This is a genomic window from Streptococcus mitis (assembly GCF_003942765.1).
GTDB lineage: Bacteria > Bacillota > Bacilli > Lactobacillales > Streptococcaceae > Streptococcus > Streptococcus mitis_BE.
The window spans coordinates 692829-717319 of sequence record NZ_RJNW01000001.1; the positions used below are offsets into that span (position 1 = coordinate 692829).

Below are 24491 nucleotides of genomic sequence, written 5' to 3' on the forward strand. Positions count from 1 at the left end.
TTTCTAATGACGAAATCTACGATACCACTCAGGCAATCTCCCTCTCCAGTTAAGCCATTGTTTTTCTCCTACTGGAAGGATTTCTGCTAGTTGTTCATTACTATAATTCTTTTGTAGTTCAGGATAAGCTATCAACATAGTTGGTCTATGGCATCCTGCAACTGTCGTTGGCCATGTTCCATACATTAGCATATGTCGGATATCATCCTCCGATTTTATTTCATTTACTAACATATCAAAAAGTTCCTTAGACATATCGTAAACAACTAACTCTGAAAATACGGTTCCTTCTTCCTGAACATAAAAGTATTGCCCATCTTTTTCCCAAAGCGTTCCATTTTGACGGATACGATTAAACTGCGAAACTTCTTCCCAAGAATATTTTGATCGAACCATATCAACCTCCTACTTCTGCGCTACAAAAAACCAACGGGTACTGGTTTCTGTTGGCTCCTTGTCTTCAAAGTCTGCATAGAGTTTGAAAGATTTGAAACCAGCCTGTTCCAGCAAGATATCATAGGTCAGAACCTCATAAGTCCGCTCCTCATGCACTTCATCGTGGCGACTAAAGGAACCGTCCGCCTCCTTAATAAAAAAGGTCAACTCATGGACGATAGAGTGAGGCGCTTCATCCTCGTAAGTATCCCAGAGCATAGCGAAATCTTCCGCATTTTCATGGTAGGAATAGCCTGGAAAAACTTCATCTGTCTGGTAGGTCGAATGCACATCAAAGATGAAGACACCATCTTCGTTTAGAGCATTATACACTTCCTTAAAGACGTCCCCTACTTCCACCTCATCCTGCATATAGCAGATTGAGTCCGAGTAACAAGTAACAAAGTCATATTGACCTGCCTTGGACAGATCCAGCATATTTCCTTCAATAAAGTCAATCTTTTGCTTGGCTGAAGAAGCTCTCTTCTCAGCAATCTTCAACATATCCGCACTCAAATCAAGCCCAGTCACATCAAAACCAGCCCGAGAGAAGCGCACAGATTGAATTCCTGTCCCACAAGCCAGTTCCAAGAGTTTCCTTCTCTCCTTGGTCTTAGGCAAATGACGAAGCGAAAAATCCGTCCATCTATCGTATAAACTGTCGTCCATGACCGCATCGTAAACAGCCGCAAAAGTTTCATAAGTTGCCATAATCATGATACCAAGAGCGTCAATGGCAAACACCACTCGCTCTTTACCTTTCCATCAATTTTCTAAAATAAGCAAAGAAACCCAGTTGACTACAACTGAGTTCAATTGTACACTATAGTCTTTTCGTTTGCTTTTACTACTAGGCAACGAGTTGCAGGCATAACTGGAGTTAGGCAAAACGAGTTAACGCCGTAATAAAAGATAAAGGAAAAGACTATAAAGCTTCAGATAAATCTACAGAATGCGCCTCATGCCATAGTTTTTCTAGGTTATAGTGGGCACGCATTTCTTCTGAAAAGACATGCACAACGACAGCGCCGAGGTCTAGTAGAACCCAGCCTCCAGCTGCATCACCTTCGATATGGCTACCTTTAAAGCCTGCATCAGCTACTTTTTCACGGATGTTATCAGCGATAGCATCCAACTGACGGCTATTCATTGAACTAGTAATAACAAAGTAATCCGTCACGCTAGTCAAATCTTGTACGTCAAGTGCGAGGATATCCTCCGCACGTTTCTCATCAGCCGCTTTCACGACTAGTTCTAGTAATTCTTTTTCGTTCATTTAGTCCTCTTTTAAAAAATATTTTTATAATCTAGGACATCTGCAAAGCGATCCTCCCAAATGTCCTCATAAAATTCATTTATCGTTTCTGCTGGAATGTCATCCCCATCAAAGGTTGTGACAGCACCTTCTGGAATAATCAGCTTATAGCCATATTCAAAGGCAACCTTGACAGAGGTATCCACACAATATTCTGTCTGCATGCCACATAAAACTAATTTTTCAATCCCCTGTTTATCCAAGTATTCTTTTAAGCCAGTTTCTTTGAAAATACTATTATACTTCTTCTGAAAGACCTTTTCATCAGGTTTTCGATTTAAAAGCGCAGATAACTGCCAATCTTCTGATGTTTGAGCTTCAGGATTCTCAATATGTTGAACATAGATAATTTCGATATTCTTACTTCTAGCATGGTTTTGTAAATAAGAAATTTTTTCCAATAGACTATTTGTCTGAAAACCGGTTTCCACTAAAATATTCTGAACATCAATGATTATAAAAGCCGTCTTCATTTAGTCCTCTTTCAAATAGTGCACAAAGGCGTTATAGGTTTCAAGGGTTTGGGGATAGATAGGGAATCCCTGATGAGCTAGATGCTCCACAGTGCGAGCTGTTTCATAGGCCACCGCCTTATTGAGCGATAAACTTGCAATCTCACGCGCCACATCTACTCCAGGAAAGGCTCGATTATGTTCGATATAGTCTGCTACATAGATAACCTTATCTAAGTCTGTCATCTGAGCCGCCCCGACTGTATGGATTTCAATGGCTCGCAGGATTTCAGAATCATCCAAATCCAAGTCTTCCTGAATCTTGTAAATTCCGACCATACCATGCCAGACATTATTGCCCCAGTTTTTGAGGTTAGAGTCTAGCTGATAACGGCCAATCAAGTTTAAAAATTCCTGATCTGACAGTTTTTTAGCGTAGTCATGAAGAAGGCCTGCTAGTCCTGCTTTCTCGGCATCTACTCCAAAGCGCTGAGCCAGTTCTATGGCTGCACTCTCCACACCCAAGCAATGGGTTAAGCGTTTTTCAGGCAGAAGCTCTGCCATTTTTTCCAACAAAGCCTCACGAGAGCAGTTGATATAGTCTTGATAGGCCATCAGTAGAACCCCTCCTTCTCGATGTAGTCTAGCACAGGCTGAGGCAGGAGAAAGTTGGGTTTCCGACCTTGGGCAAGGAAGTCACGCACCATGCTGGACGAGATATCCATGAGAGGCACATCCACCCAGATAACTGGATAGGAAGTCCCTGCCTTGTAGCGTGGGCGCTGAACTCCCACAAACTGAACCATATCTACCAGTTCATCAATTCGGTACCACTTAGGCAGATAGTCCACCATGTCGGCACCAATGATAAAGTAATAATCTGTATCTGGATTCTTCTCAGTTAGAAGCTTCATGGTGTCGTAGGTGTAAGAAATACCCTTGCGCTCTAGCTCGATGGTTTCAATGGCCAGACCTTCAATCCCCTCAATCGCCAACTCAAGCATCTTGAGACGATGGTGTTCAGGAATGGTTTCCTTTTTATCAACATGAGGAGGTTGGTATTCAGGCATAAGCAGAACTTGATCTAGTCCCAACTGCTGGCGCACTTGATCCGCAACAATGAGATGGGCATTGTGAACAGGATTAAAATTACCTCCTAAAATCCCTACTTGTTTGCGTTTTTTCTCCTTGATTTCTGGCTCCAACTCTACCTTGGTAAAGGGAGTTAATAGTTCGATTGCCATAGGCTAGTCTCCTTTATTTCTCTGTAAAAACAGTTATTTGGAGTAGGTTTTTAGATTTCTTTGATTTTTTTAGAAATCTTGCGATTTTCTTTCTTGCTAGATTGTTTAAACAAAATCAAGATGCGTCCGATTTTTTGGACAGTATCCACACCAATTTCTTCTTCCAAGATTTCAGCTACTTCGTGGATATTTTCATCTGTGTTTTGCAAGAGCGTTACCTTAATCAATTCGCGGGCGTCAAGAGCTTGACGAACGCTGGTTTTGATTTGGTCGTTGAGACCATTTTTCCCGATTTGGATGATGGGTTTGAGGGTGTGTGCCTGGCTGTTGAGGAAGGCACGTTGTTTTGATGTTAATGACATAATTTCTTTAAAAGAGTTTCTTTTTATACTTTTCTGAAGTGGTGACGGATGTCAGCAAAGTCCTTCGGACTTTCATGACTAAAATTTGAGCCTAAGGTCTCAAATTTTCCGCAGTTGGTACAATCACTTGTACCAACTGACACCACGGCGAAAAGTATTCTCTATAGGCTCTCCCTGCTCGCCCGAATTCAGATAACCCTTTCCTTTCTGTGTTTAAATGATTGCTTTTCGTGTGACGACGGCGACGCCTTCCGGTGCCCAGACGGCGACTTTAGCAGTTCCTGTTACACGGATCCAGCCTAGTCCTGAGATGACTAGGTCTGTCTTTTCCTTAATGTTAAATACATGTTGGACCAATTTTGGAAAATCTTCTTTTTCCTTGCTATTTGGTGGGGTTAGAAGAGTTCCAAGGTGCTTATCATAAAAGGCATCAGCGCCTTCAAGCTTGGTACGGTGGAGTTTAAGTTCATTGTCAAAGAAAGCTGTGAAACCTTGCTTTTCGCCCGCAATGAAGTCAAAGCGTCCGAGACCTCCTAAAAACAGAGTTTGTTCAGGATTGAGCTGATAGGTTTTAGGTTTGATTTCCTTTTTAGGGCTGACATACTTGAGGTTTTTGGCAGTCAAGTAGTGGGCCATCTGGTGGCGGTGGATAATCCCCGGTGTATCATAGATATAAGAACCGTCATCAAGCGGAATCTCAATCTTATCCAAGGTTGTCCCTGGGAAGCGTGAAGTCGTGATGACATTCTGATCACCCGCAATTTCTTGGATAATGGCATTGATAAGAGTTGATTTTCCAACGTTGGTCACACCGACCACATAGACATCACGGCCCTTTCGGTAGTGCTCGATTTTGTCTATGACTTCCTTAATAGCATGTTTGTTTTGGGCTGAAGTTAGGACGACATCGACTGGACGAAGCCCTTCTTCGTGGGCACGTTCCATGAGCCACTGGCTAATCTTACCAGGCTTAACTGACTTAGGCAGGATATCTTTTTTATTTCCCACCAAGAGGACATCATTGCCCGATACAAAGCGTGGCAAGCCTGGAATGACAGAGCCATTAAAGTCAAAGATATCAATGACATTTACCACTAAAGCATCACTGTCTCCCACCTCGTGCAAGAGCTTGAGGAAATCATCGTCCGTCAACTGGACATCTGTGATTTCATTGTAGTGGCGGAGACGGAAACAGCGTTGGCAATAGACTTCACCAGTCTCCAAACCTTTTTCAAGTGCCGACTGGGGAGTAAAACCAAGATCAGCCTTGTCTGTCGTCTGAATGGTTGCTCCACAACCAATACAGAGAATTTCTTCCATAGTTAAATTCCTTTTTTATATGTAATCGGTCCGTACTTTTCAGTGATTTTTCGCATCACACGGCGCTCACGAGCTCGGTTAATTTGCGTTTTGATCGAGTCATGTTGGACCAAGGGTTTGACTAAAATCGAGCGAATGCCTGCACGGTGGGCTGCTCGTATATCTGTCATGAGCTGGTCACCAACCATGACCACTTCGCTTTTCTCATAGTGGAATTCCTTCATGGCACGATTAATCCCAAATGTGAAGGGTTTCAGAGCCCAATAAACGTAATCAATCCCAAATTTCTCAACTGCTCGTTGGACACGTTTTTTGGTGTTATTTGAGACTACGATAATGCGAATGCCCGCGTCCCGAAGGTCATGTAGCCATTGCTTCATCTCTGGTGTCCCATCAGGGTTGTTCCAAGCAATGAGGGTATTGTCCAAATCGACCAAAACAGCCTTGATTCCCTGCGCCTGCAGGCTTGGGACTGTCAGATCATAAACTGCTTCCACAGCAAAATCTGGCATGTAATTTTCAATCGCCATTCTGGCTCCTTTTCTTAACTTTTTTTCGCAATTTTCCTTAGTAACAATGACAAGACAATCCACAACCCAGCACTAGCCAAACTGATGTAGAGCCAAGCATGGGGCTCATCTGTTAAAGGTAGGGGAACATTCATTCCGAAAAAGCCTGTCACGACTGCCAAAAACGCTAGCAAGACTGAAATGATGGTCAAGGTTGTCAAATTATCATTCAGATTATTGTTTAGGATGTTGTTGTAAGATGCTGATAGTTGTTGGAGTACTTGAGAAATCAAGTCTGTCATGGATACCAGCTGATGAGCCTCAATCATGGCATCATCAAACTGTTCTCTCTCAATCTCGTTAAAACTGCGATAGAGGGCATGCCCTTGAATATGCTCCAGCAACATGCGATTTTGCTTGGCAGCCGCAGTAAGATAAACCATACCAGTCTCCAAGTCGGACAGCGCAAAAAGATTTTTCTTAGTTGTTCGCTGGCGCAAGAGGCCATTGATCTCGTCCTTACTCTTATCCATCTGCTCGATGACAGGATAGTAGGCATTGCTGATGATTTCCAGACTGGCAAAGAGAAACTTGTAAATCGAAAGCATGTCATGACTCTCCAGATAACGGGTCATCTGTTCAATGACATAGGCGTTCTTGGTATTACTAATGGTAATCAGGCGACGATGTTCCACGATAAAGGTCATGGGAAAAGCTTCATAGTATGCCTTATCCTTTTTCAAGTTCAAGACATTGTAGATAAAGGTCACAGTCCCATTTTCACGGTGATAATCCATGTGGGCACGCTCATTTCTATCCAGCGCATATTCGATGGTTTCCTTGTCCAAACCGTAGATTTCAGAAAGGTCCTCTAGTTTTTTCAACTTGTCTAAATCTAGGTTAATCCAGGCGCAACCATTGCCCAACTGTTTTTCTAAAAACATCTTCTCTCCTTTACCAAACTCTTTCTATTGTACCATAAATCTGCTAAAATTTCAGGCCTGGTCTGTCCGAGAGAAATTGCTGACGACGGTGATATTCCGGTTGGGAACGAAGTGCAGAACCTGGTCTTCTCCTCTGAGTTGCGTTGTTCGAATGCCGACACTAACCACCTTGCCCGATACAGTAATAGGACCATTTGTCAGAACAACCTCATCTCCCACATCCAGTTGACGTTCAAAGAGGATGAAAAAGCCATTGATGACATCAGACAGAAAACCTTGGGCTCCCATACCAATGGCCACCCCAGCTATCCCAGCACCTGCCAGCAAACTAGAAACTGGCAAACCCAAAATAGACAAGATACAGTAAAGCAAAAAGAAATAAAGGGTATAATTAAACACATTCTCTAATAAACGTGAAATGGTTTTCTGACGTCCGACATCGTGACGAGACATTTTTAGAGAAGGTTTGACAATTCTCTGCACCATGGTATGGAGCAATTTCTTAGCTATATAAAAGAGTAAAAATAGAAATAACAGAGAAATTAACTTGGTTAAGATATTTTCAATAATCGTTGTAACATCAAGCTTATTGAGGTAGGTTTTAAAAAATTCTTGCATAGAAAACTCCTTTTATTTATTATACCATACTTTCACAAGTGGTGAATCTCCATAAATATTCAAAAATAATAGCCAAAATAGACAGAAAATTCTTGATTTTAGTTCATATTTATACTATAATCATAAACATTACACAACTAAGGAGGTTGTTATGAAAAAATTCATTCATGCTTGGAATAAGGCAAGCCTAATCAAACGGATTTTGATTGGTATGCTTATTGGAGGAACCCTAGGACTGACACTTCCTAACATTTCAGGAATTGGTCTACTCGGAGATCTATTTGTTGGCGGTCTAAAAGCCATCGCACCTATTCTAGTCTTTGCCCTCGTTGCTAACGCCCTTTCCCAACATCAAAAGGGACAAGATAGCAATATGAAAACAGTTATTTTCCTTTACTTAGTGGGAACCTTTGCTGCTGCCCTTATCGCTGTACTAGCAAGTTTCATTGTCCCTGTTGAGATTACCTTAAATAGTGCCAATACAGAAATCGCACCACCAGATGGGATTGGCCAGGTCCTCAGCAATCTCTTGCTCAAACTGGTTGACAATCCAGTCAATGCCCTTGTCACAGCCAACTACATCGGTATCCTGTCTTGGGCAGTTGTTTTCGGTATTGCTATGAGAGAGGCCAGCAAAAATAGTAAAGAATTGCTGAAAACTATGGCTGATGTGACTTCTAAGATTGTCGAATGGATCATCAACCTAGCTCCATTTGGAATCCTTGGCCTTGTCTTCAAAACCATCTCTGATAAGGGGATCGGAAGTCTAGCTAACTACGGAATCTTGCTTGCCCTCTTGGTGACAACTATGTTCTTTGTGGCTCTGGTAGTCAATCCACTAATTGCCTTCCTCTTTATGAAGAGAAATCCTTATCCCCTCGTTTTGAAATGTTTGCGTGTCAGTGGTGTGACAGCCTTCTTCACTCGTAGTTCTGCGGCCAACATCCCTGTCAATATGAAACTTTGCCACGACCTCGGACTAGATCCAGATACCTATTCGGTTTCTATCCCACTCGGTTCTACTATCAACATGGCCGGGGCAGCGATTACCATTAATGTTCTAACACTTGCTGCAGTAAATACTCTCGGCATCCCTGTTGACTTTGCGACAGCCTTTGTCCTCAGTGTAGTAGCAGCAATCTCAGCCTGTGGTGCTTCTGGTATTGCCGGAGGTTCCCTCCTTCTTATCCCAGTTGCTTGTAGCCTTTTTGGTATTTCTAACGATATTGCCATGCAAGTTGTCGGTGTTGGTTTTGTGATTGGGGTCATCCAAGACTCATGTGAAACAGCTCTCAACTCTTCTACAGACGTCCTCTTTACTGCCGTTGCCGAATACGCAGCAGCCCGTAAGAAATAACTCATAAAGACAAGCCTGCTCAGGTCTTGTCTTTTCCGCTTTTATCTAACTTACTAGGAAATCCTTATGTCTATTAGCCAACGTACGACCAAGCTCATCTTAGCTACCTGTCTTGCCTGCCTTCTTGCTTATTTTTTCAATCTCTCCTCAGCAATTTCAGCTGGAATCATCGCCCTCTTGAGCCTATCCGATACTCGTAGAAGTACCTTAAAACTGGCCCGCAATCGGCTCTTTTCTATGCTTCTAGCTCTTGCTATTGGCGTTTTGGCTTTTCACTTGAGCGGATTTCATATCTGGAGCCTCGGACTCTATCTAGCACTCTATGTGCCTCTAGCCTACAAGATGGGATGGGAAATTGGCATCACACCAAGTAGCGTTTTGGTTAGCCATCTCTTGGTGCAAGAGTCAACCTCTCCAGACCTCCTAGTCAACGAATTCCTTCTCTTTGCTATCGGTACAGGATTTGCCTTACTGGTTAATCTCTATATGCCTTCACGAGAAGAGGAAATTCATCACTACCACACATTGGTAGAAGAAAAGTTAAAAGATATCCTTCAACGCTTCAAATATTATTTATCCAGAGGGGATGGACGCAACCGAGCACAGTTAGTTGACGAATTGGACACCCTTTTGGAAGAAGCCCTCAGACTGGTCTATCTAGATCACTCTGACCACCTCTTTCACCAGACCGACTACCATATCCACTATTTTGAAATGAGACAGCGACAAAGTCGTATCCTGCGAAACATGGCCCAGCAAATCAACACCTGTCACCTAGCTGCCAGTGAGAGCCTGATTTTAGCCCAACTCTTTTCAAAAATTGCTGGACAACTGAGCCAGACCAATCCTGCTTCTGATTTGCTAGATGAAATTGAACGTTATCTGGAAGTCTTCCGTAATCGCAGTCTGCCCGAGACAAGAGAAGAATTTGAAACCCGTGCCACACTTCTTCAACTCCTACGTGAAGCAAAAACCTTCATCCAAGTAAAAGTTGACTTTTACCAAAAATATGGACAGTAAAAAAAGAAAACTTCAGATCAATCACAAAAGGTGAATATCTGAAGTTTTCTTTTATTTGTAAGTTATTACCATAAAGGTTAATAGTAAAACGAATAAAGCCAAACTCACTAATAAAGTAAGAACCTTGACCAAGGTATTGCTCTGCCAGTAGCTTGGTTTACCAATATTACTAGTGGCATCCATGGAAAATAGTTGATTTTGACGAGGTTGTATGGTTACCAATACAATCAAAGCAAGAGAGAGGATAATAGCTAAAACAATCAGAATATCAGTCATAGGCCTACCTCAAAATTCCCAGTAAAGTAAAGAGTAAACCAATCAGAATCATTAAACCCAAGATGAGTGAAAAAATCTTACTAATCTTTTCCCCTCGGGTTTCTTTTTCCTTCTTGATCGGTTTTTGTTTCAACTCTTCCATGCGACCTTCAACGTCTTTGTAAAATAAATCTTCGTCTGACATATTAGCCTCCTAAAACGGTTTGCATGATTTCCTGATATCGCACCAAGTCAACATAGTTGGCATGTTGGCCTTGTTTGCCAAGTGCCTGACGCATTTGAACAACATCTGAAAGAGCCAGTTTAATGGTCTCAACCAAAGCAGAAACTTCACTACTTTCAAATAGATGATCAGGAGCGATATAGAGTCTATTGTGTACCGTTTGGTTAAATCCAAGAATCAAGAGATTGTGCTCAAAGGCCTGACGCACCGCCTGCAACAACTCATTGCTGTGATTGATATCTAAATAAATATCCGACAGTTGATACAGCTCCTGAATTTTCTGTGGACTAGCATTCTGGTAAAGGACCACATTAGGATAGCGAAGCATATCTAAGAGCTTAGAAGACATCTCTGTTACCGCCGCGATGCGGAAAGTGACATCAGGCAAGGCTTCTACGATTGCTTCTACTTGCTCAATCTGATCTGAATTAGTCAATATTAAGGCATCTCGTCTTAGGAAGTTATCACGTTTGAACTGATAATGATAACCCAAGTGCATAAACTGAGCATGGTATTTCTCGTCAGTCAACTCTAAAGCGCGTTCATAAGTCTCCTTGTTTGGAATGATGATTTTCTTAGTACGCACATCATCACTTTCCAAAATCAACTGCATATTGCCTGGAATGGCATCATAGAGAGGTTCCTGCCACACCAAAACATCTGAGCCAGATTTATCTGGATGATGGAAGGAGACCAAGAAAGCAGTCGCTAGAGTATTAAAAACAATCTGATGCTTATCTAATCCCAAATCTTGCAAAAAGAAGGTGATAAATTCTACTCGATTGGTAAAGTAACGCATGGACTGACCAGGTAAGGTCAATAAGATATCACCCGTTACGTGGTTTTCAAGTAAAACTTCCTGACCATTGACATCTTGATAAACTGTCATAATCGGTTCACTATCAACACTATGGGTCGTTGTAGCAAAACAAGCTCCAAAGCGATTGTAATGGTCAACCTGACGGACTCTTCCTTCCAAGTCTTTCCAATCTACTTGTTTAACCAAGCGAGCCTGCATTCCATCAGCATAATGAATAAGAGCTCTCTCCTCTGTCATATCTTCAATACGAGCAGACTGATTATTTCCTGAAATTTCCCAAAAAGCTGGAACAGGAACTTGGTTGAAATAGAGAGGTTTTCCCTTTTCATAGCCTAGATAATAGGTAAAAGGAGAAACCAGACCATCAGGCAGAAAACCATCTGCATCGATGACCACTCCAAGTTGAGAAAGAGCAGTAGCGACTAGACTTTCATGTAAATCTCGACTTTCCTGACTATAACGATCATAAAGTTCAATCATGGAGCACCTCCTCTACTGTTTTCTTCCACTTTTCTAAAATTTCTTCGGTTAAGAAGCCTTCTGCAATCTGGTAAGAATGAGCACGCATAGCCTCCAAACGATGTTCTTGATACAATTGACAAATCTTAGTCGCATAAGCTTGCTTGATTTGATCTTCCACATGGTCAGATGAACTTGGAATCAAATAACCATTTTTCCCATCCTCTATAAAAGTCTGATTGCCATAAGGCACATCAAAACCAATTAGAGGAAGGCCTGAACCAATAGCTTCCATCAGGGTCAGACCAAATCCTTCGCTGGTAGATGCCGTCAAGTAGACCTCATACTGGCTATAAATCTGCGAAAGTTCCGCATGCCCCTTGAGTTGAATATAGTCCTCTGCCTTATGACTAGCAATAATTTCTCTAAGAAGAGAATCTTCTCCGCCGCTACCATAAATATCAAAGGTTAATTCAGGAATTTCCTTACGAGCTTCAATAACTGCCTTGACCAACCAGTCAATGTGTTTTTCTTTGGCAAGACGCGAAGCGGTAATCAATGAAAATGGCTTGCGACCTTTCCTTGACTCAGTCAAGGCATCAATACTTCCTACAGGAATGGTAACAATCTTTGGTTGATGCTGGGTGTATTTGGCAAATTGCTCTTGCAACACTTCCTTTTGTCTGTCAGTTGATACGATAAAGAAGTCAACCTTATCTGCATTAGTAAACTGATAGTCATAATAGTTGTTCCAAAGGATATAGTCCTCATTTGTAGCATTTTCACTATAATGCTCCGCATGAACAACTACCGCTAGATGTGCTGTCTGTGCTTCCTCAAAAACAACCTGTCCAATGCCTGTCTCCCTATCCAGAATGACTAAATCAGACTTATTTAAATTCAAGGATTTCATAAAAGCACGCATGAAGACTGGCTTCCCATAGAAAATCTTATCCTTAAAACGATAAACTTCTTCCTTCCCTTGATTCATCAAGATATCATAGGCTGGAGTCCCGTCTTCATTGTAAAAAGTTCGTTGGTATAGGACCGCAACATTGTCCTTGGGAGCAAAATATTCGCTACAATAACGCGTATAAGAAAAGTAATCCTTTCGAATCAAATTTCCTTTAAAAACATACTCTACATACTGGACCAAGTCCTTGTCCTCATCAACCAAATAACAGGTAACAAACTTATCTTGGTCAGAAAAGAAGACACGCAAAACCTTGCCATTCTTTTCTCTACGACTTTCAACACCGTCAAACTTAGACAAAACATCCTCAACCGTCACGCTAGTCGGTGCAATCTTGATATCTGTAAAGTAATTATAAAGCCAGATAACTTGCTCATCATCAAAACCAATATTGGCTGTTAAGTGCTGAATGTTATCCGCTAAAATCATATCTGTAAAGATAAACTTAGAGGACAGATTTAATTTCCGAAAAACACCAGCACGATAGGCTTGGGCGTATTCTACACCGCTACTGGCCCAACCAAGTCCTAAATTTATATTGTAAATTGTCATATTTTCTCCTCTTATGGAAAATGAGTCATAATCTCACCCTTAGAAGTGACTTCAACCAAGCCCATCAGGAGATTACGAACCATATCCGCACGGATTTGTTCTTTCATAGCTTCAAATCCCGCGTAGGCTTCTTGATAATACTCTACAATCGGGTTTTTCTGACTAGCAGACTGACCACCTATAGCCATAGATAACTGTTGTAGATAGTCTACCTGCTCTACCCAGTTGTCATCAATAGCCTTGAGCATGGAGAGTCGTAAAAACTGTTCATACAAGTCGTGTTTCTCCAGTAATTCCTTCTTTTCAGAGAGTTCTCTATTCACAACTTGTTGAATAAAGTTGCGGACTTGTTTCTGATTAGATAGGTCTAGATTATCTGGAATCTCCTTTACATGGAAACTGATATTGGTAACAATAAAGTGAAACAGTAATTCACGACTGGCATAGTGTTCAGCCGCTACCGCTTCTGTATATCTCTTGATGATATCCAAAACTACATCTTCTAAGTCACGAGAACCATCTATTAGACGATTTCGTTCCTTGTAAATCATATCCCGTTGAATATTCATACTTTCAGCATATTCTAGAGTCTGACGGCGTGCCGAACGTCCAGCACTATCACTGGCATGCTGAGCCCTTTCGACCAGGTTACGATACTTACGACCTTTGAGAATTTCTGGTTGCGTCATATCTTGAACTTGATAATCTTTATACTTCTTATGAACCCAAGATGGAGCAAATTTCTTGATAACATCATCTTCCAGTGATACAAAAAACTTACTCATACCTGGATCTCCTTGACGACCAGAGCGGCCACGGATTTGAAGGTCGATCCGCTGACTTTCCATCCGCTCTGTTCCAATGACAATCAAGCCACCAAGTTCAGCGACTCCCTTACCAAGTTTGATATCGGTACCGCGTCCTGCCATAGATGTTGCAACTGTTACGGCCCCCATCTGGCCTGATTCTGCGATAATTTGGGCCTCACGCGCAGCATTATTAGCATTGAGGACATTATGAGCTATTCCCTCACGAAGCAAGAGCGATGAATAAAGCTGAGACATTTCAACTGATCCAACAAAAACCAGTAAGGGATTCCCCTTAGCATGATACTCTTTGATGTATTCCAAAGACGCATAAACTTTCTCTGGTAAAGTCACATAGAGATTATCGGGATAATCAATTCGTTGCTTAGGACGATTGGTTGGAATCCGAATAACGGCCATATTATAAGTCTCAAGAAATTCTTTTTCTGCTACCTTTCCTGTCCCCGTCATCCCAGATACTTTTTTAAACATCTTAAAGAGACTCTGATAGGTGATGGAAGCCATGGCTCTCGTTTCAGGAGACAACTTCACATGTTCTTTGGCTTCAATGGCCTGATGAAGACCTCCCTGTAGTTTGGTCATTTCCATTAAACGGCCAGTCCCCTTATCCACCAATACCATCTCATTTCCACGAATGATATAGTCCTTGTCTTTAGTATAAAGTTTATGGGCTCGAATCGCATAAACTAAATGACGAGCAAAGGACGCATGTTCTTCCTTATACAAGTTGTCAATTCCTAGGAAACTTTCAGCAGACTTGGCCCCCTTAGTAGTAAGCCAGACCTCCTCCTTCTCCTCTTTGAAAATATAATCTTCTCCCTCGACCAGCGTTGTCACCAGTGTATCAATGATCCCATAGTAATTAGACTGAACACGGGGAGAACCCGCAATAATCAAAGGAGTTTGTGCACTATCAAGCAAGATATCATCAATTTCATCAATGATGACATAGTTAAAAGGTCGCAAAAACTTACCTTCTTCATTAGAAGCCAGATTATCATTTAGGTAATCAAAACCTAAATTACCATTGGTTGTGTAAATGATATCCGAAGCATAGATCAGTTTCTTTTCTTCTGCTTTCATTTCCTTCTTTGGATCCCCTGTAAATGGGACCCCAATAGTCAAGCCTAGGAAACGATAAACTTGGCCCATTTCCTCTGCATCCCGCTTTGATAAATACTCATTAGGCGTAACAACCATCACACCTTCTCCTGAAAGAGCGTTCAAATAGACCGGCATGGTGGCTGTTAGGGTTTTACCTTCACCTGTATTCATCTCAGCAACATTTCCGTAGTGCATGACAATAGCTCCCATGACCTGAACATCATAGGGGAACATCCCTAAAATCCGCTTGTCTGCTTCACGCACCACTGCAAAAGCTTCTACTAAAAGGTCATCTAGACTTTCTCCCTTGGAAAGACGCTGACGAAACTCCACTGTTTTAGCGACCAATTCTTGATCCGAAAGAGAGGACATCTTGCCTTTTAAGGTATTGATCCTCTTTAAAATCTTTTTCACTTTCCTAAGCTGGAAATCTTGACCTAAACGTCTAAACACTTTTTATCTCCTTAATTGAAAAATCATAAAAGGTTAATTCTTGAAAACCAGCACTCAAAAGGGAAATGCGATAAGTATAGGTATCCTCTGGATAAGTAAAGGTAAACTCTCTTGCCTTTTCAACTTTTTCCTCCAATACATCCTCATAACGATTTAAGAAGATCAGTTTGATATAGACACCATTCTCAGGTTGACAATCGAAATGCATCGCTAAATGATATTGATGATTTCTTTTGAGTAAAGGAAGTTGTGGCTGGGTCCTAGCACCTTGGTAATTAACACTAGAAAACCAAGTCTTCAAAACTTCACCAGATGGCAAGAGGGGGTTATATAAACGCACACTCTTGTCTGGGTAGTAAGATACATTTGAACCGTACATATAAGTCCCACCAACTTCTCCCCAATGAATGGACTGTCTCTGTGTGATTATCATCCTTTCTCCCTTCCAAAACCACTTGCTAGTACCATCCGATAAAAGTGGATAAACCAAGCAACATTGGTATCTGTATCATCATTGTGTCGACCTGCCGTTCCTTTAGATAAGATTTTAGCACCTGTATTACACAAATAAGTAACTAGTTTCTCATAAGCCTGCGGATCCATATCTTCATCTTTCATATAAGATAATCCAAAGGTAGTATTGGAAAAATCTGCCTGTTTAAAAGTTTTCCAAAATCGCTGATCCAACTCCGTCATATCTTGCCAACTCGTCCCACCTGTATGGTGAATTAAGCAATCAAAAGCTAAGTTAGAGACACCCGGTGCATCCAAACGTCCACGGCTAGCTATGGTTCCTAAATTCGCCAAGGGTTTCCCTAAAATCACCGCATGAGGTTCAAAAGTAGCACCGTAGTAGAGAGAAGGAAACGTACCCATAGAAAGGCCTGATAAAATCAAATCCTTAGAAGTTAAACCAAGATAATCTAAATAATATTGAATGGTGGCTTTTAACTTACCTTCTAATTCATCACTTCCAAGGTAAAAAGCCCCACCCTCTAAACGAGGATCTGAAAAGAGGAGGAAAGGACATCCCAGACTCTTCATCATAAAGTAGCCCTCGAATCCTTCTGCAGGTCGATAACCTGCAAAATAGACAGCCAAAGGCGGTTTAAAATCACCTGGATGGAAGAAATAGTTTATTTCATCACGCTTAGAATCATGTAGGATATTTCCACCAAGTACAAACTTACCAAATTGTTTTCGACTCCAACGTTGGTGAAGATTACCTAGTTTGATAGTTCCATGACCTCTTGCTTCAACAGATATCGAGAGAAAGTAATCTCCGTCTCGACTATCCATAAAAAGTGCTTGCTCCAAGTCTTTTTCAGACACTATGATCTCTTCAAAAATATCATCAACAGATCCACTCCAAATTTTACGGATGATCAAACGAAAGTCACAATTTCCTTGCTTTTCATATTCAAGCCACAACTCAATAGGAAGTGTTTTTTGAACAACTATATTATAAGCCCAATAGGCAAGTTGGGAAAAATCTTGTCCAAATCCACCTTCCAAACTCACATAATCTAATCCCTGATAAGAAATAGCTCCTGTAAAATTTAGATTCACTTGTATCGTCGAAGGAAAGAGTTTATCACCATACCCACCGCCAAAAAGAGATTTACTCAAATCATTGATTAGTTGTTGGGGACTTGAAAAATCAATTGCTTGTGCACATCGTTTTTTTAGAAAATCCACAACCTCTCTATCATTTATTTGTAGATTCTGGTTATAGAACAAAGTATAAGGTTCAAAATATTTTACAAAGGAAAATAAGTCTTTAGCATACTGACCATCTTCTATTAAAACTGCATGAAAACGGTTAATATCCTCTTTTTCAATTATTTCACGAAGGGCTTTTGATGAGTTTGGGTAAAAATGATACCAACTCATATTTTCAGGTATGTCATAGTGATTTCCCCAATTGGCAAGTCCTATCTGTAAAATATTAAGTTCCTTTGACATTTTTAACCTCCTCTATCCATTTCTCTAATTTTCCAAGAAATTGTTGTCCAGTGTGCTCCTTAATCTTATCAATCGAATAAATCAAGGACTCATTCCACTCTTTCAACCTATCTGTATAATAATGTGCAGCCTTAGAAAATTCTGTTACATCTGTCAGCAAATAACCATTTTTTAAATGTTCAACATAGACCGTTTCAACTAGGTTGATTTGAGGAATCCCTGCACTAATCCCAGCTATCTGTGTATAGAGATGAGGATGACTATTTAAATCCACAATCAAACGAACAAATTCTAGTGTTTTTATCAAATCTAACTCATCATTCAAGTTGACAAACTGTATACGTAAGTCCTGGTGTTGATTTTCTTCCAGAGGATTTTCTGCATCACCATAATCAATCGCCTTTCCCAGATTTTTGGATTGAATGTTTTCTTGGATGAAAGACTCAACAATCCTTTCAACCTCATTCATTTGCTCCTGACTAGCAGCATATGCTCCAAAAATCACCTCAGTATCCTTATTTTCAGCGACAAAGGCCAAGACTTGAAGTAGAGCTTGGTTATCAATTCCCTGCTCAAAATCCAGTTGATAATATATAATGGATTCTTTCTTAGTTTGACTTCGTCCCAATCGTAATCGGGTGTCAAAAGATGATAAATGATAAAATTGATGTCTTCGTTCAGGATACAACTCCTGCAACAATCGTAAACTATCCTCTCTATCCACCAAAATCAAATCAGATTTTTCAAAAGTTAAATCTAAATCTCTAAAGGTATCTTGAGGATTACGTCCAATGAAAAGACTCAACAGTTTAGGATTTTTTCTAGGTAATCGGTCTAAGACCAGCTGGTCATGATGAGAATGAGAAGGAAGCATAAAAATATCCTGGTCCTTCACATACGTTTGCAGATAATTCTCAAAAAATTCTGCCACCAAGTCTCGCATGTTCTGATAGAAAAGTGCTTTAAAGCGATAACCAAAAATGGGATTGATTTCTACCTGTCCGCCTTCTTTTAAACGCTCTCTGAATTGCCACACTCCCTTGGGATTCAGATATTCTTGATAAGCCACTTGCCCATCTTCAAAAAAGATAACACTCGATACAAACCCACGATCATCCATGATATAGTGCATATGTATTTGACCATTCGGTTCAAAATACTGTATATCACTGATGAAGCCTTCAACCCCATGTTCAACCTTAGCAAATTTCTTCCCATTTTTTTGAACGATAATCGTAAAGGGACTATAAATAAATTCACAGTCATCATCCCACTCAATATCTCTAATGCTTAACACTTGAGTATGGAGATTATGAAAATCTTGCATAACATCAAAAACGGAATAAGTATCCGTTTCTAACACACCATGTCTATGTAAAAAATAACGTAGATGAGGCTGGTAAGCTAATACTAATAGACGAGAATCTATATCTTGATCTTGAAAGAGCCGAATCTGGTGAAATGTATCATCAAACTCTAGACGAAAATGAGAAAAATACCATGGAGTGATATCTGCATGCCATTTCCTATCAGAACCATACCAAGCTGGAATAAAATAATACATAAAAGTCTCCTAAATCAAAGGTTTATAGGTCTCATTTAGCCTTAAAGCCTTGACCTCGTCTCTAATCGTAAAAATCATGCCCCCAAACATCATAAACAAGCCTGGAATCATTGCCAATCGTAATAACTTTTCATCAAATAAAACAAAAAGCATGGGACCACCTGCCATGATCACATTAAAGAGACCACCTATGACTGAAAAACGAAGGACCAATCGATTAATAAATCGACTAGTGTCCTCTCCTGGATAAATTCCATAAATGTATTCTCCAGATTTTTTCATGCGGTCTGCAATCTCTTCTCCATTCATAGTAACAAATGCAAAAATAATACTAAATAAAAATAAAACCGAAATATAAACATAGACCCACAAAGGCTTCCCAACCATAAATTCCTTTGATAAAGCCGCTAGCCCTGAATGATTAGGGAAAATAAAACCCAGCAAGATGAACAGATAAGCTGGTACACTAAGAAAACTCATCACATACATATAAGGCATCCCACCTGCAGGATTCAACATGATTTCGAGATAAGAATAGCGTTTAAAACGATTGTGTAAGCCAATTTTATTAACAGGAACCAAATAGCGAGCTCGATACATAATGGCAAGTAAATAAGAAAAGACAACGGTTAATAAAGCAAGTAACACAATAATCCCTGTTGGAATATGAACCGTTTGAAATGTTTCAATAACATCTTGAGGGATATTTAAAACAATACTGGATAGGAGGATTACAATAGAACCCCCAATCCCCATACTAGCATTTAAATCTGACAACCAAACAAGAAAAAATGTTCCTGCTATCAGCAACAAGGTATTCATTAGAGCAACCAAAATTGCCGAGTAGGAGGATTGAACTGGTAAACTCAAGCTAACTGCCAAGGATTGAATAATAGCAATTAGTAAGGTCAGATACATTTTTCGACGATCTTGAATTTCAATCGCTGTAGAACTTAGCCCCAATTTTTTAGAATATGAAAACATCTGCCACAAAATCATAGCTGACATCCAAGGGGACAGTCCAACAGAAAAAATTGACAAACTTCTTAGATTTCCACCTGTTAGGGCGGCTGAGAAGGCTAGATAGGCTGTTGAACCTCCTAAAAAATCTTTACTATTTAGGTCAACAAAAGGGAGAGTAATACGACTTCCCAATACATAGATAAACAGTAGAAATAAGGTAAATAATCCTTTTTTTACTGCTATTGACGAATAAATCTTAGTCACAAAATACTCCTTTATTTGCTTTGGGGTCAAATCTCACTTTTATTATATATTATTCTTACACTAAATGGTAAAGATCAGACTTCTAATTTCCTTAAGATTCTAGCCATTGATTTTCAAAGTAAATGTTCAATATACTCTGATCCCCAAGATGAACAGCTTGATTCTGCCCAGCTGCTAATTCCAATAAACTATTAACTATAGAATGTTCTTTCCACTTTGCAACATCCATTAACAAAACTCCAGAATTAAATCCAGATTTTCGTCCTTCATAGGCATAGACATCATCAACAGCTCCAATAGAATGTCCTTTTAAATCTATCAGAAATAGCGAAGTTAATTCCCCAGTTACGATGATATCAGAATCCAAATATAATACTTTATCCTCAGTTATCATATCTGGAATAAAAAAACGAAAATAAGCAGCATATGATAAATGAGGTGTTGGGAGATTGTATTTTCGCAAATTGTTATCTGAAATTTTTACATTAACTACCATCGAATCAAGTGGGGCTAAACGCCTATTCATAACACGAAACCATTCTGATGGCAAATCATCATTAAATACATAGATTTTAAAATGATCGTTAAAAGCTGCTATTGATTTAATGGTTGTCTCTACCTTATTCATATAGCCATTATCGGCCCCCATCGCTATTATTTTATTCATCTCTTTTATCCCTATTTTATTGTTCCAAGATACATTTTTATATCTTTAATCATTTGCATAACATCAGAAACCTCATAAACTTTATTATAACCTGTATCATCATGATTAGTAACATCAAAGGAATAGATTGGTTTGCCCAATGCACGAACTTTACTAATAATATCAGCTATTTGATTTCCATGGTTAATATCTAAATAAAAATCAAGATTTTTTAACACTTCATCAAATGTAAAAGGAATGAATCCTGGATATACAGATACATTTGAAAATTGTTGTAAGTCAATAACAGACGAAGCAAATGAAGTGTGTGCTAAAATCGAAAAATGTACCTGAGGAAACTCTATTAATAACCTTTCAATCTGCTCCAATTCACATGAATCTGTAAATATCGCAGTATGAAAAAGAGGAGGGTCAATAAGAGTATTAAAATCGCTCAATAATTGACCTTTTATAGGATTTTTTCTCAGAAGAATATCTGACCACTCCACACTATAATAAAACCACCATATAGATCTATAACGATTCTTTGATAAGTGATACCAAGGTTTATCGCCCGTATAATGAATAACTTTTGGTAAAACACCATCTGGTAAAGATGATTGATACCAAGACTCATCATTCACAACTTGAGCTAGCGTATCCATACCAACCATAAAATTATAAAGGCGCCCCACTTTTTTCCACTTTTCCTTAAATAAGATATTTAAAATCCCCTGATCTCCAAATACTGTTTGATGGTATTGTTCTGTTAATTGTAAGAGTTGATTGGCTATATCACTTTCCTTCCACTTTTTAACAGGAATAACCATCATTCCCGAGTTAAATCCACCCGTATAATCTCCATCAAAGTAATCAGCAACTCCGGCTAACCAATAATCTTCCAAATCGATGTTAAACAATTCATCCAAGCAAGATGTTACGATTATATCTGAATCAAGGTAAATCGCTCGATCTTCTTCTACAAATTCGCCTATGAAATATCGAAAAAAGGCTGCGTAGGAAAGATAACTAATTGCTAACCGGTAATTTTTAAGAGTATGGTCAGAAATTTTTACATTTACAATTTCAGAATGATTAGCTTTCAATCTGAAATTCATAATTCGAAACCAGTCAGAGGGCAAATCATCGTTAAATATGTAAAATTTTATATTATGATTATGAGCACAAACAGACTTGATGGTAGTTTCCACCTTATCCATATAACTATTATCTGCCCCAAGTACGATTGCTTTCTTCATAAACTATTAACCCCTTATTCACTCTATCCATAACATTAACATGGTTCCTAAATTTAAAATGATTCAATCATTATATAAAGCCCTAAAAATCAAAACAATAACTTGAAAATATTACTACTTCTCAAACACAACATCATCAAAAATTCAAAATTTTAATCTATCTTAATTTTATAAATTAGTTATTGAATAATTCAAGCAATTTTAATATTTACAAAAATAATCAAAGTATTTTTATGATAAATATAAGTTAAGAAATCTTCGTAATACATACTCAATAAATTTCAGACTGTTCAACTTTTAGCCTCTCAAACAACTATTAAAAATCTGGCTCAAGCAACTTTATAGCCGAAACCATTTCATCAGGTCTATCATGATGAAAAATACCAGCATATGATTCTTCAGGTATAGTCAAGCAACGTGTATTATCGAAAGTTAGCATCGGCTTTTCAAATTTCTTTACTAAATCATAAATATACATTAATTTCTGATCATGATTCAAATCTAAGTAAATATCAACCTCTTTTAAACGTTTTTCTATTAACAAAGGAAAATCATTAGGATAGAGGGTAACATTATTAAATGTTGCTAATCTCTTTAATTCATCTGCCATAAAAGTATGGGCACAAATATAAAAATGTACTTCTGGTAATTGTTTAACTAGATAATCCATTTTTTCTACACACCAAGAATTTGTCAAATTCATACAAGTTAATTTTGGTTTATATATTTGTGCGGAATAAAAGTCACCCTTCTCTTTCCAAGTAGATACAATATAACTCCATTCCATAAAAGAATAGTTCCACCAATTTTCTCGCAAGCGACCTACAGAAAATTGATTCCACGGCTTATCTTGAGAAATATAATGTAAGATTTTAGGGAGCGGGTTAATTGATTTTTCCAAGATCCAAGTATGCCCTTGTTCTGCCGCACCTCGATCAAATCCTATTTGGTAATTAAACTTTTCGTTTATTTCAATATATGAGTCATGAAAAAGCATGTTCAAAATTGACTGGTCACCTTCTGCCACATTTTCATGTTCTTTTTCTGTTAAATCAATTAACTTTTGTCTAACATTTTCAGCTTGCCATTTTTTATTATTTATTAATAATACTCCGGCATTAAAACCAATTCCAGCACTAAAACAAGAACGTGCTGCTGCCAGATAATTTTCATCTAAATCTAATTCAAACAAATCGGTCAAATCACCAGTCACAATCAAATCACTATCTAGATAGAGAACTTTATCTTCTGTTACAAAATCTGGAATAAAATAGCGTGCAAAGGTCATATGATTGATATGAGGTAGTTTATTAGACCAGTTCATTTGGAACTGTTGCCCAATAAGCTTGCAATCAATCATGTCTCCTCCCATCTCTTGAATATACATTCTTAATCTACTGAACCATTCTTGAGGAATGTCCTTGTTTAGTACATAAATTTTTAAGTGACCATTGTGTCTACAGATTGATTTCATAGCTGTTTCGATTTGTCGAATATAAGCGTAATCACCTGCAAATACTACTGCACGTTTGATATTTCCCATTTTAAATCCTTATCATTTATTCTAACTAACACTATTTTTATCCTACATAAATTAAAGCAAATAGATTTTTTATCATCTTTACATAAAATCAAAATCACTTTATTCACTTACTTATCAAGTAAACATAATGTTTCCTTAATCCATTTCATCGTATCTGTTGATGATAGATTTTTATCTTCAAGTTCTTTTTTTCGAAATTTTAACAGGGATACAAAATTGTCTACGTATCGACCAACATCTATATTTCGAGCAGCAAGAAGAGCTATAAAATTTTCACGTTGCTGTAAATCACACCTGACCTTGAGTAAACTAAAATGTCTCGTCGAGCCTTCACCTATTCTATAAACATAACTATCTCTATTGATATAGACAGATTTAGGTGAGATTAGATAGATTTTAAACCAAAATTCCATATCTTCACCTAAACTAGTTAGAGAATTAAAACGAATATCCCCCACAACATCTTTTCTTACTAACTTTCCACTTACAAAACGATATGAATGATCGAAAGAATCCAAATCAATTAATTCATTGATTAGTTCTAGATGATGAAAGACTCGTTTATCGTAACCTCGTTGAAAAGAATGAAAATACCAAGTATTATCTTCCATAGAAAATCTTTTATATGTTGAAATTGAGACTGACGCAGATTCGGATACTAGAGCAGAATATAGAACTTCTAAATAATCTTCCTCAACCCAGTCATCTGAATCAACAAAAGTTAAATAATCACCTCTGGAGTATTCAATCCCCAAATTACGAGCAGAGGAAACTCCGCCATTTTCTTTCCTATAGTAATGAAAACGGGAGTCACTATATATATATTCCTGACAAATTCTTCCTGAATTATCTGTAGAACCATCATCAATCATAAGCACTTCAAAATTTGTATAAGTCTGTTTAACAAGACTTTCCAAGCAAATTCCAATATAACTTTCAGTATTATAAACTGGAATAATAACACTAATCAAAGATTCCATACATTTCACCTACCATCTTAAAATTATAGAATAAATCTTTATTT

25 protein-coding genes and 1 pseudogene are annotated in these 24491 nt (G+C 38.7%); 2 read left to right on the top strand and 24 right to left on the bottom strand.

Annotated features, from left to right (window positions below):
* Nucleotides 1-3: 3 nt before the first annotated feature.
* The 11 genes from D8849_RS03645 to D8849_RS03695 all read right to left on the bottom strand — a co-directional run bounded on the left by D8849_RS03645 (nt 4) and on the right by D8849_RS03695 (nt 7199).
* A complete protein-coding gene (locus tag D8849_RS03645) occupies nt 4-396 on the bottom strand; it encodes a hypothetical protein (protein WP_049488394.1) in 393 nt (130 codons plus the stop codon).
* Nucleotides 397-405: 9 nt separating this feature from the next.
* Nucleotides 406-1146, bottom strand: a complete 741-nt coding sequence (locus tag D8849_RS03650; RefSeq protein WP_185756205.1) for a class I SAM-dependent DNA methyltransferase — start codon at nt 1144-1146, stop codon at nt 406-408.
* Between the two features lie 214 nt (nt 1147-1360).
* Nucleotides 1361-1711, bottom strand: coding sequence for a ribosome silencing factor (rsfS, locus tag D8849_RS03655; RefSeq protein WP_042751611.1), 351 nt, complete (start codon nt 1709-1711; stop codon nt 1361-1363).
* Nucleotides 1712-1722: 11 nt separating this feature from the next.
* Nucleotides 1723-2223: a cysteine hydrolase family protein gene (locus tag D8849_RS03660; protein ID WP_125386223.1), complete on the bottom strand. Its 501-nt coding sequence runs from the start codon at nt 2221-2223 to the stop codon at nt 1723-1725.
* Complete coding sequence (gene yqeK, locus D8849_RS03665; RefSeq protein ID WP_125386224.1) at nt 2224-2817, bottom strand: bis(5'-nucleosyl)-tetraphosphatase (symmetrical) YqeK; 594 nt, start codon at nt 2815-2817, stop codon at nt 2224-2226.
* Nucleotides 2817-3446 carry a nicotinate-nucleotide adenylyltransferase gene (locus tag D8849_RS03670; RefSeq protein ID WP_125386225.1) on the bottom strand — a complete coding sequence of 210 codons (630 nt, stop codon included), beginning with the start codon at nt 3444-3446 and terminating at the stop codon, nt 2817-2819. The genes yqeK and D8849_RS03670 overlap by 1 nt, the downstream gene beginning before the upstream one ends.
* Nucleotides 3447-3496: 50 nt before the next feature.
* The gene (gene yhbY / locus D8849_RS03675; protein ID WP_000060168.1) at nt 3497-3808 is read right to left on the bottom strand and encodes a ribosome assembly RNA-binding protein YhbY; all 312 of its coding nucleotides are present in this window, start codon (nt 3806-3808) and stop codon (nt 3497-3499) included.
* A 213-nt stretch (nt 3809-4021) separates the two neighbouring features.
* Nucleotides 4022-5128, bottom strand: coding sequence for a ribosome biogenesis GTPase YqeH (gene yqeH, locus D8849_RS03680; protein ID WP_125386226.1), 1107 nt, complete (start codon nt 5126-5128; stop codon nt 4022-4024).
* A 2-nt stretch (nt 5129-5130) separates the two neighbouring features.
* Nucleotides 5131-5658, bottom strand: coding sequence for a YqeG family HAD IIIA-type phosphatase (locus tag D8849_RS03685; RefSeq protein WP_049488402.1), 528 nt, complete (start codon nt 5656-5658; stop codon nt 5131-5133).
* Nucleotides 5659-5672: 14 nt separating this feature from the next.
* Nucleotides 5673-6581 carry a magnesium transporter CorA family protein gene (locus D8849_RS03690; protein ID WP_125386227.1) on the bottom strand — a complete coding sequence of 303 codons (909 nt, stop codon included), beginning with the start codon at nt 6579-6581 and terminating at the stop codon, nt 5673-5675.
* Nucleotides 6582-6632: 51 nt separating this feature from the next.
* Complete coding sequence (locus D8849_RS03695) at nt 6633-7199, bottom strand: mechanosensitive ion channel family protein (RefSeq protein ID WP_020901598.1); 567 nt, start codon at nt 7197-7199, stop codon at nt 6633-6635.
* 151 nt (nt 7200-7350) lie between these two features.
* Here D8849_RS03695 and sstT point away from each other — a divergent pair, with 151 nt between their 5' ends.
* On the top strand, nt 7351-8556 hold the full coding sequence (sstT, locus tag D8849_RS03700; RefSeq protein ID WP_020901597.1) for a serine/threonine transporter SstT: 1206 nt from the start codon (nt 7351-7353) through the stop codon (nt 8554-8556).
* 66 nt (nt 8557-8622) lie between these two features.
* Entirely contained in the window at nt 8623-9576 is a 954-nt protein-coding gene (locus D8849_RS03705; RefSeq protein WP_125386228.1) for an aromatic acid exporter family protein, read from the top strand.
* Nucleotides 9577-9627: 51 nt separating this feature from the next.
* Here D8849_RS03705 and asp5 read toward each other — a convergent pair whose 3' ends face one another.
* From asp5 to D8849_RS03770, 13 genes and pseudogenes are all read right to left on the bottom strand, one after another.
* On the bottom strand, nt 9628-9852 hold the full coding sequence (gene asp5, locus D8849_RS03710; protein ID WP_004260825.1) for an accessory Sec system protein Asp5: 225 nt from the start codon (nt 9850-9852) through the stop codon (nt 9628-9630).
* A gap of 4 nt (nt 9853-9856) precedes the next feature.
* Nucleotides 9857-10036, bottom strand: a complete 180-nt coding sequence (asp4, locus tag D8849_RS03715; protein ID WP_049488410.1) for an accessory Sec system protein Asp4 — start codon at nt 10034-10036, stop codon at nt 9857-9859.
* A gap of 1 nt (nt 10037) precedes the next feature.
* Entirely contained in the window at nt 10038-11375 is a 1338-nt protein-coding gene (gene gtfB / locus D8849_RS03720; RefSeq protein WP_125386229.1) for an accessory Sec system glycosylation chaperone GtfB, read from the bottom strand.
* Nucleotides 11368-12879, bottom strand: a complete 1512-nt coding sequence (gene gtfA, locus D8849_RS03725) for an accessory Sec system glycosyltransferase GtfA (RefSeq protein ID WP_125386230.1) — start codon at nt 12877-12879, stop codon at nt 11368-11370. The genes gtfB and gtfA overlap by 8 nt, the downstream gene beginning before the upstream one ends.
* Nucleotides 12880-12890: 11 nt before the next feature.
* The gene (gene secA2, locus D8849_RS03730; RefSeq protein ID WP_125386231.1) at nt 12891-15263 is read right to left on the bottom strand and encodes an accessory Sec system translocase SecA2; all 2373 of its coding nucleotides are present in this window, start codon (nt 15261-15263) and stop codon (nt 12891-12893) included.
* Nucleotides 15256-15696 (bottom strand): accessory Sec system protein Asp3, encoded by a 441-nt coding sequence (gene asp3 / locus D8849_RS03735; protein ID WP_049492128.1) that lies wholly within the window; start codon nt 15694-15696, stop codon nt 15256-15258. The genes secA2 and asp3 overlap by 8 nt, the downstream gene beginning before the upstream one ends.
* Nucleotides 15693-17228, bottom strand: coding sequence for an accessory Sec system protein Asp2 (gene asp2 / locus D8849_RS03740; protein WP_185756201.1), 1536 nt, complete (start codon nt 17226-17228; stop codon nt 15693-15695). Before asp2 ends, asp3 begins: the two co-directional genes overlap by 4 nt.
* Nucleotides 17212-18792 (bottom strand): accessory Sec system protein Asp1, encoded by a 1581-nt coding sequence (gene asp1 / locus D8849_RS03745; protein ID WP_125386232.1) that lies wholly within the window; start codon nt 18790-18792, stop codon nt 17212-17214. The genes asp2 and asp1 overlap by 17 nt, the downstream gene beginning before the upstream one ends.
* 9 nt (nt 18793-18801) lie before the next feature.
* The gene (gene secY2, locus D8849_RS03750) at nt 18802-20019 is read right to left on the bottom strand and encodes an accessory Sec system protein translocase subunit SecY2 (protein ID WP_125386233.1); all 1218 of its coding nucleotides are present in this window, start codon (nt 20017-20019) and stop codon (nt 18802-18804) included.
* Nucleotides 20020-20119: 100 nt separating this feature from the next.
* Nucleotides 20120-20686: pseudogene (locus D8849_RS03755) on the bottom strand (glycosyltransferase family 8 protein); the annotation flags it as partial.
* A gap of 11 nt (nt 20687-20697) precedes the next feature.
* Nucleotides 20698-21924 carry a glycosyltransferase family 8 protein gene (locus D8849_RS03760; RefSeq protein WP_125386235.1) on the bottom strand — a complete coding sequence of 409 codons (1227 nt, stop codon included), beginning with the start codon at nt 21922-21924 and terminating at the stop codon, nt 20698-20700.
* Nucleotides 21925-22240: 316 nt separating this feature from the next.
* Complete coding sequence (locus D8849_RS03765) at nt 22241-23467, bottom strand: glycosyltransferase (RefSeq protein ID WP_125386236.1); 1227 nt, start codon at nt 23465-23467, stop codon at nt 22241-22243.
* 107 nt (nt 23468-23574) lie between these two features.
* Entirely contained in the window at nt 23575-24447 is an 873-nt protein-coding gene (locus D8849_RS03770; RefSeq protein ID WP_125386237.1) for a glycosyltransferase family 2 protein, read from the bottom strand.
* Between the last annotated feature and the right edge of the window lie 44 nt (nt 24448-24491).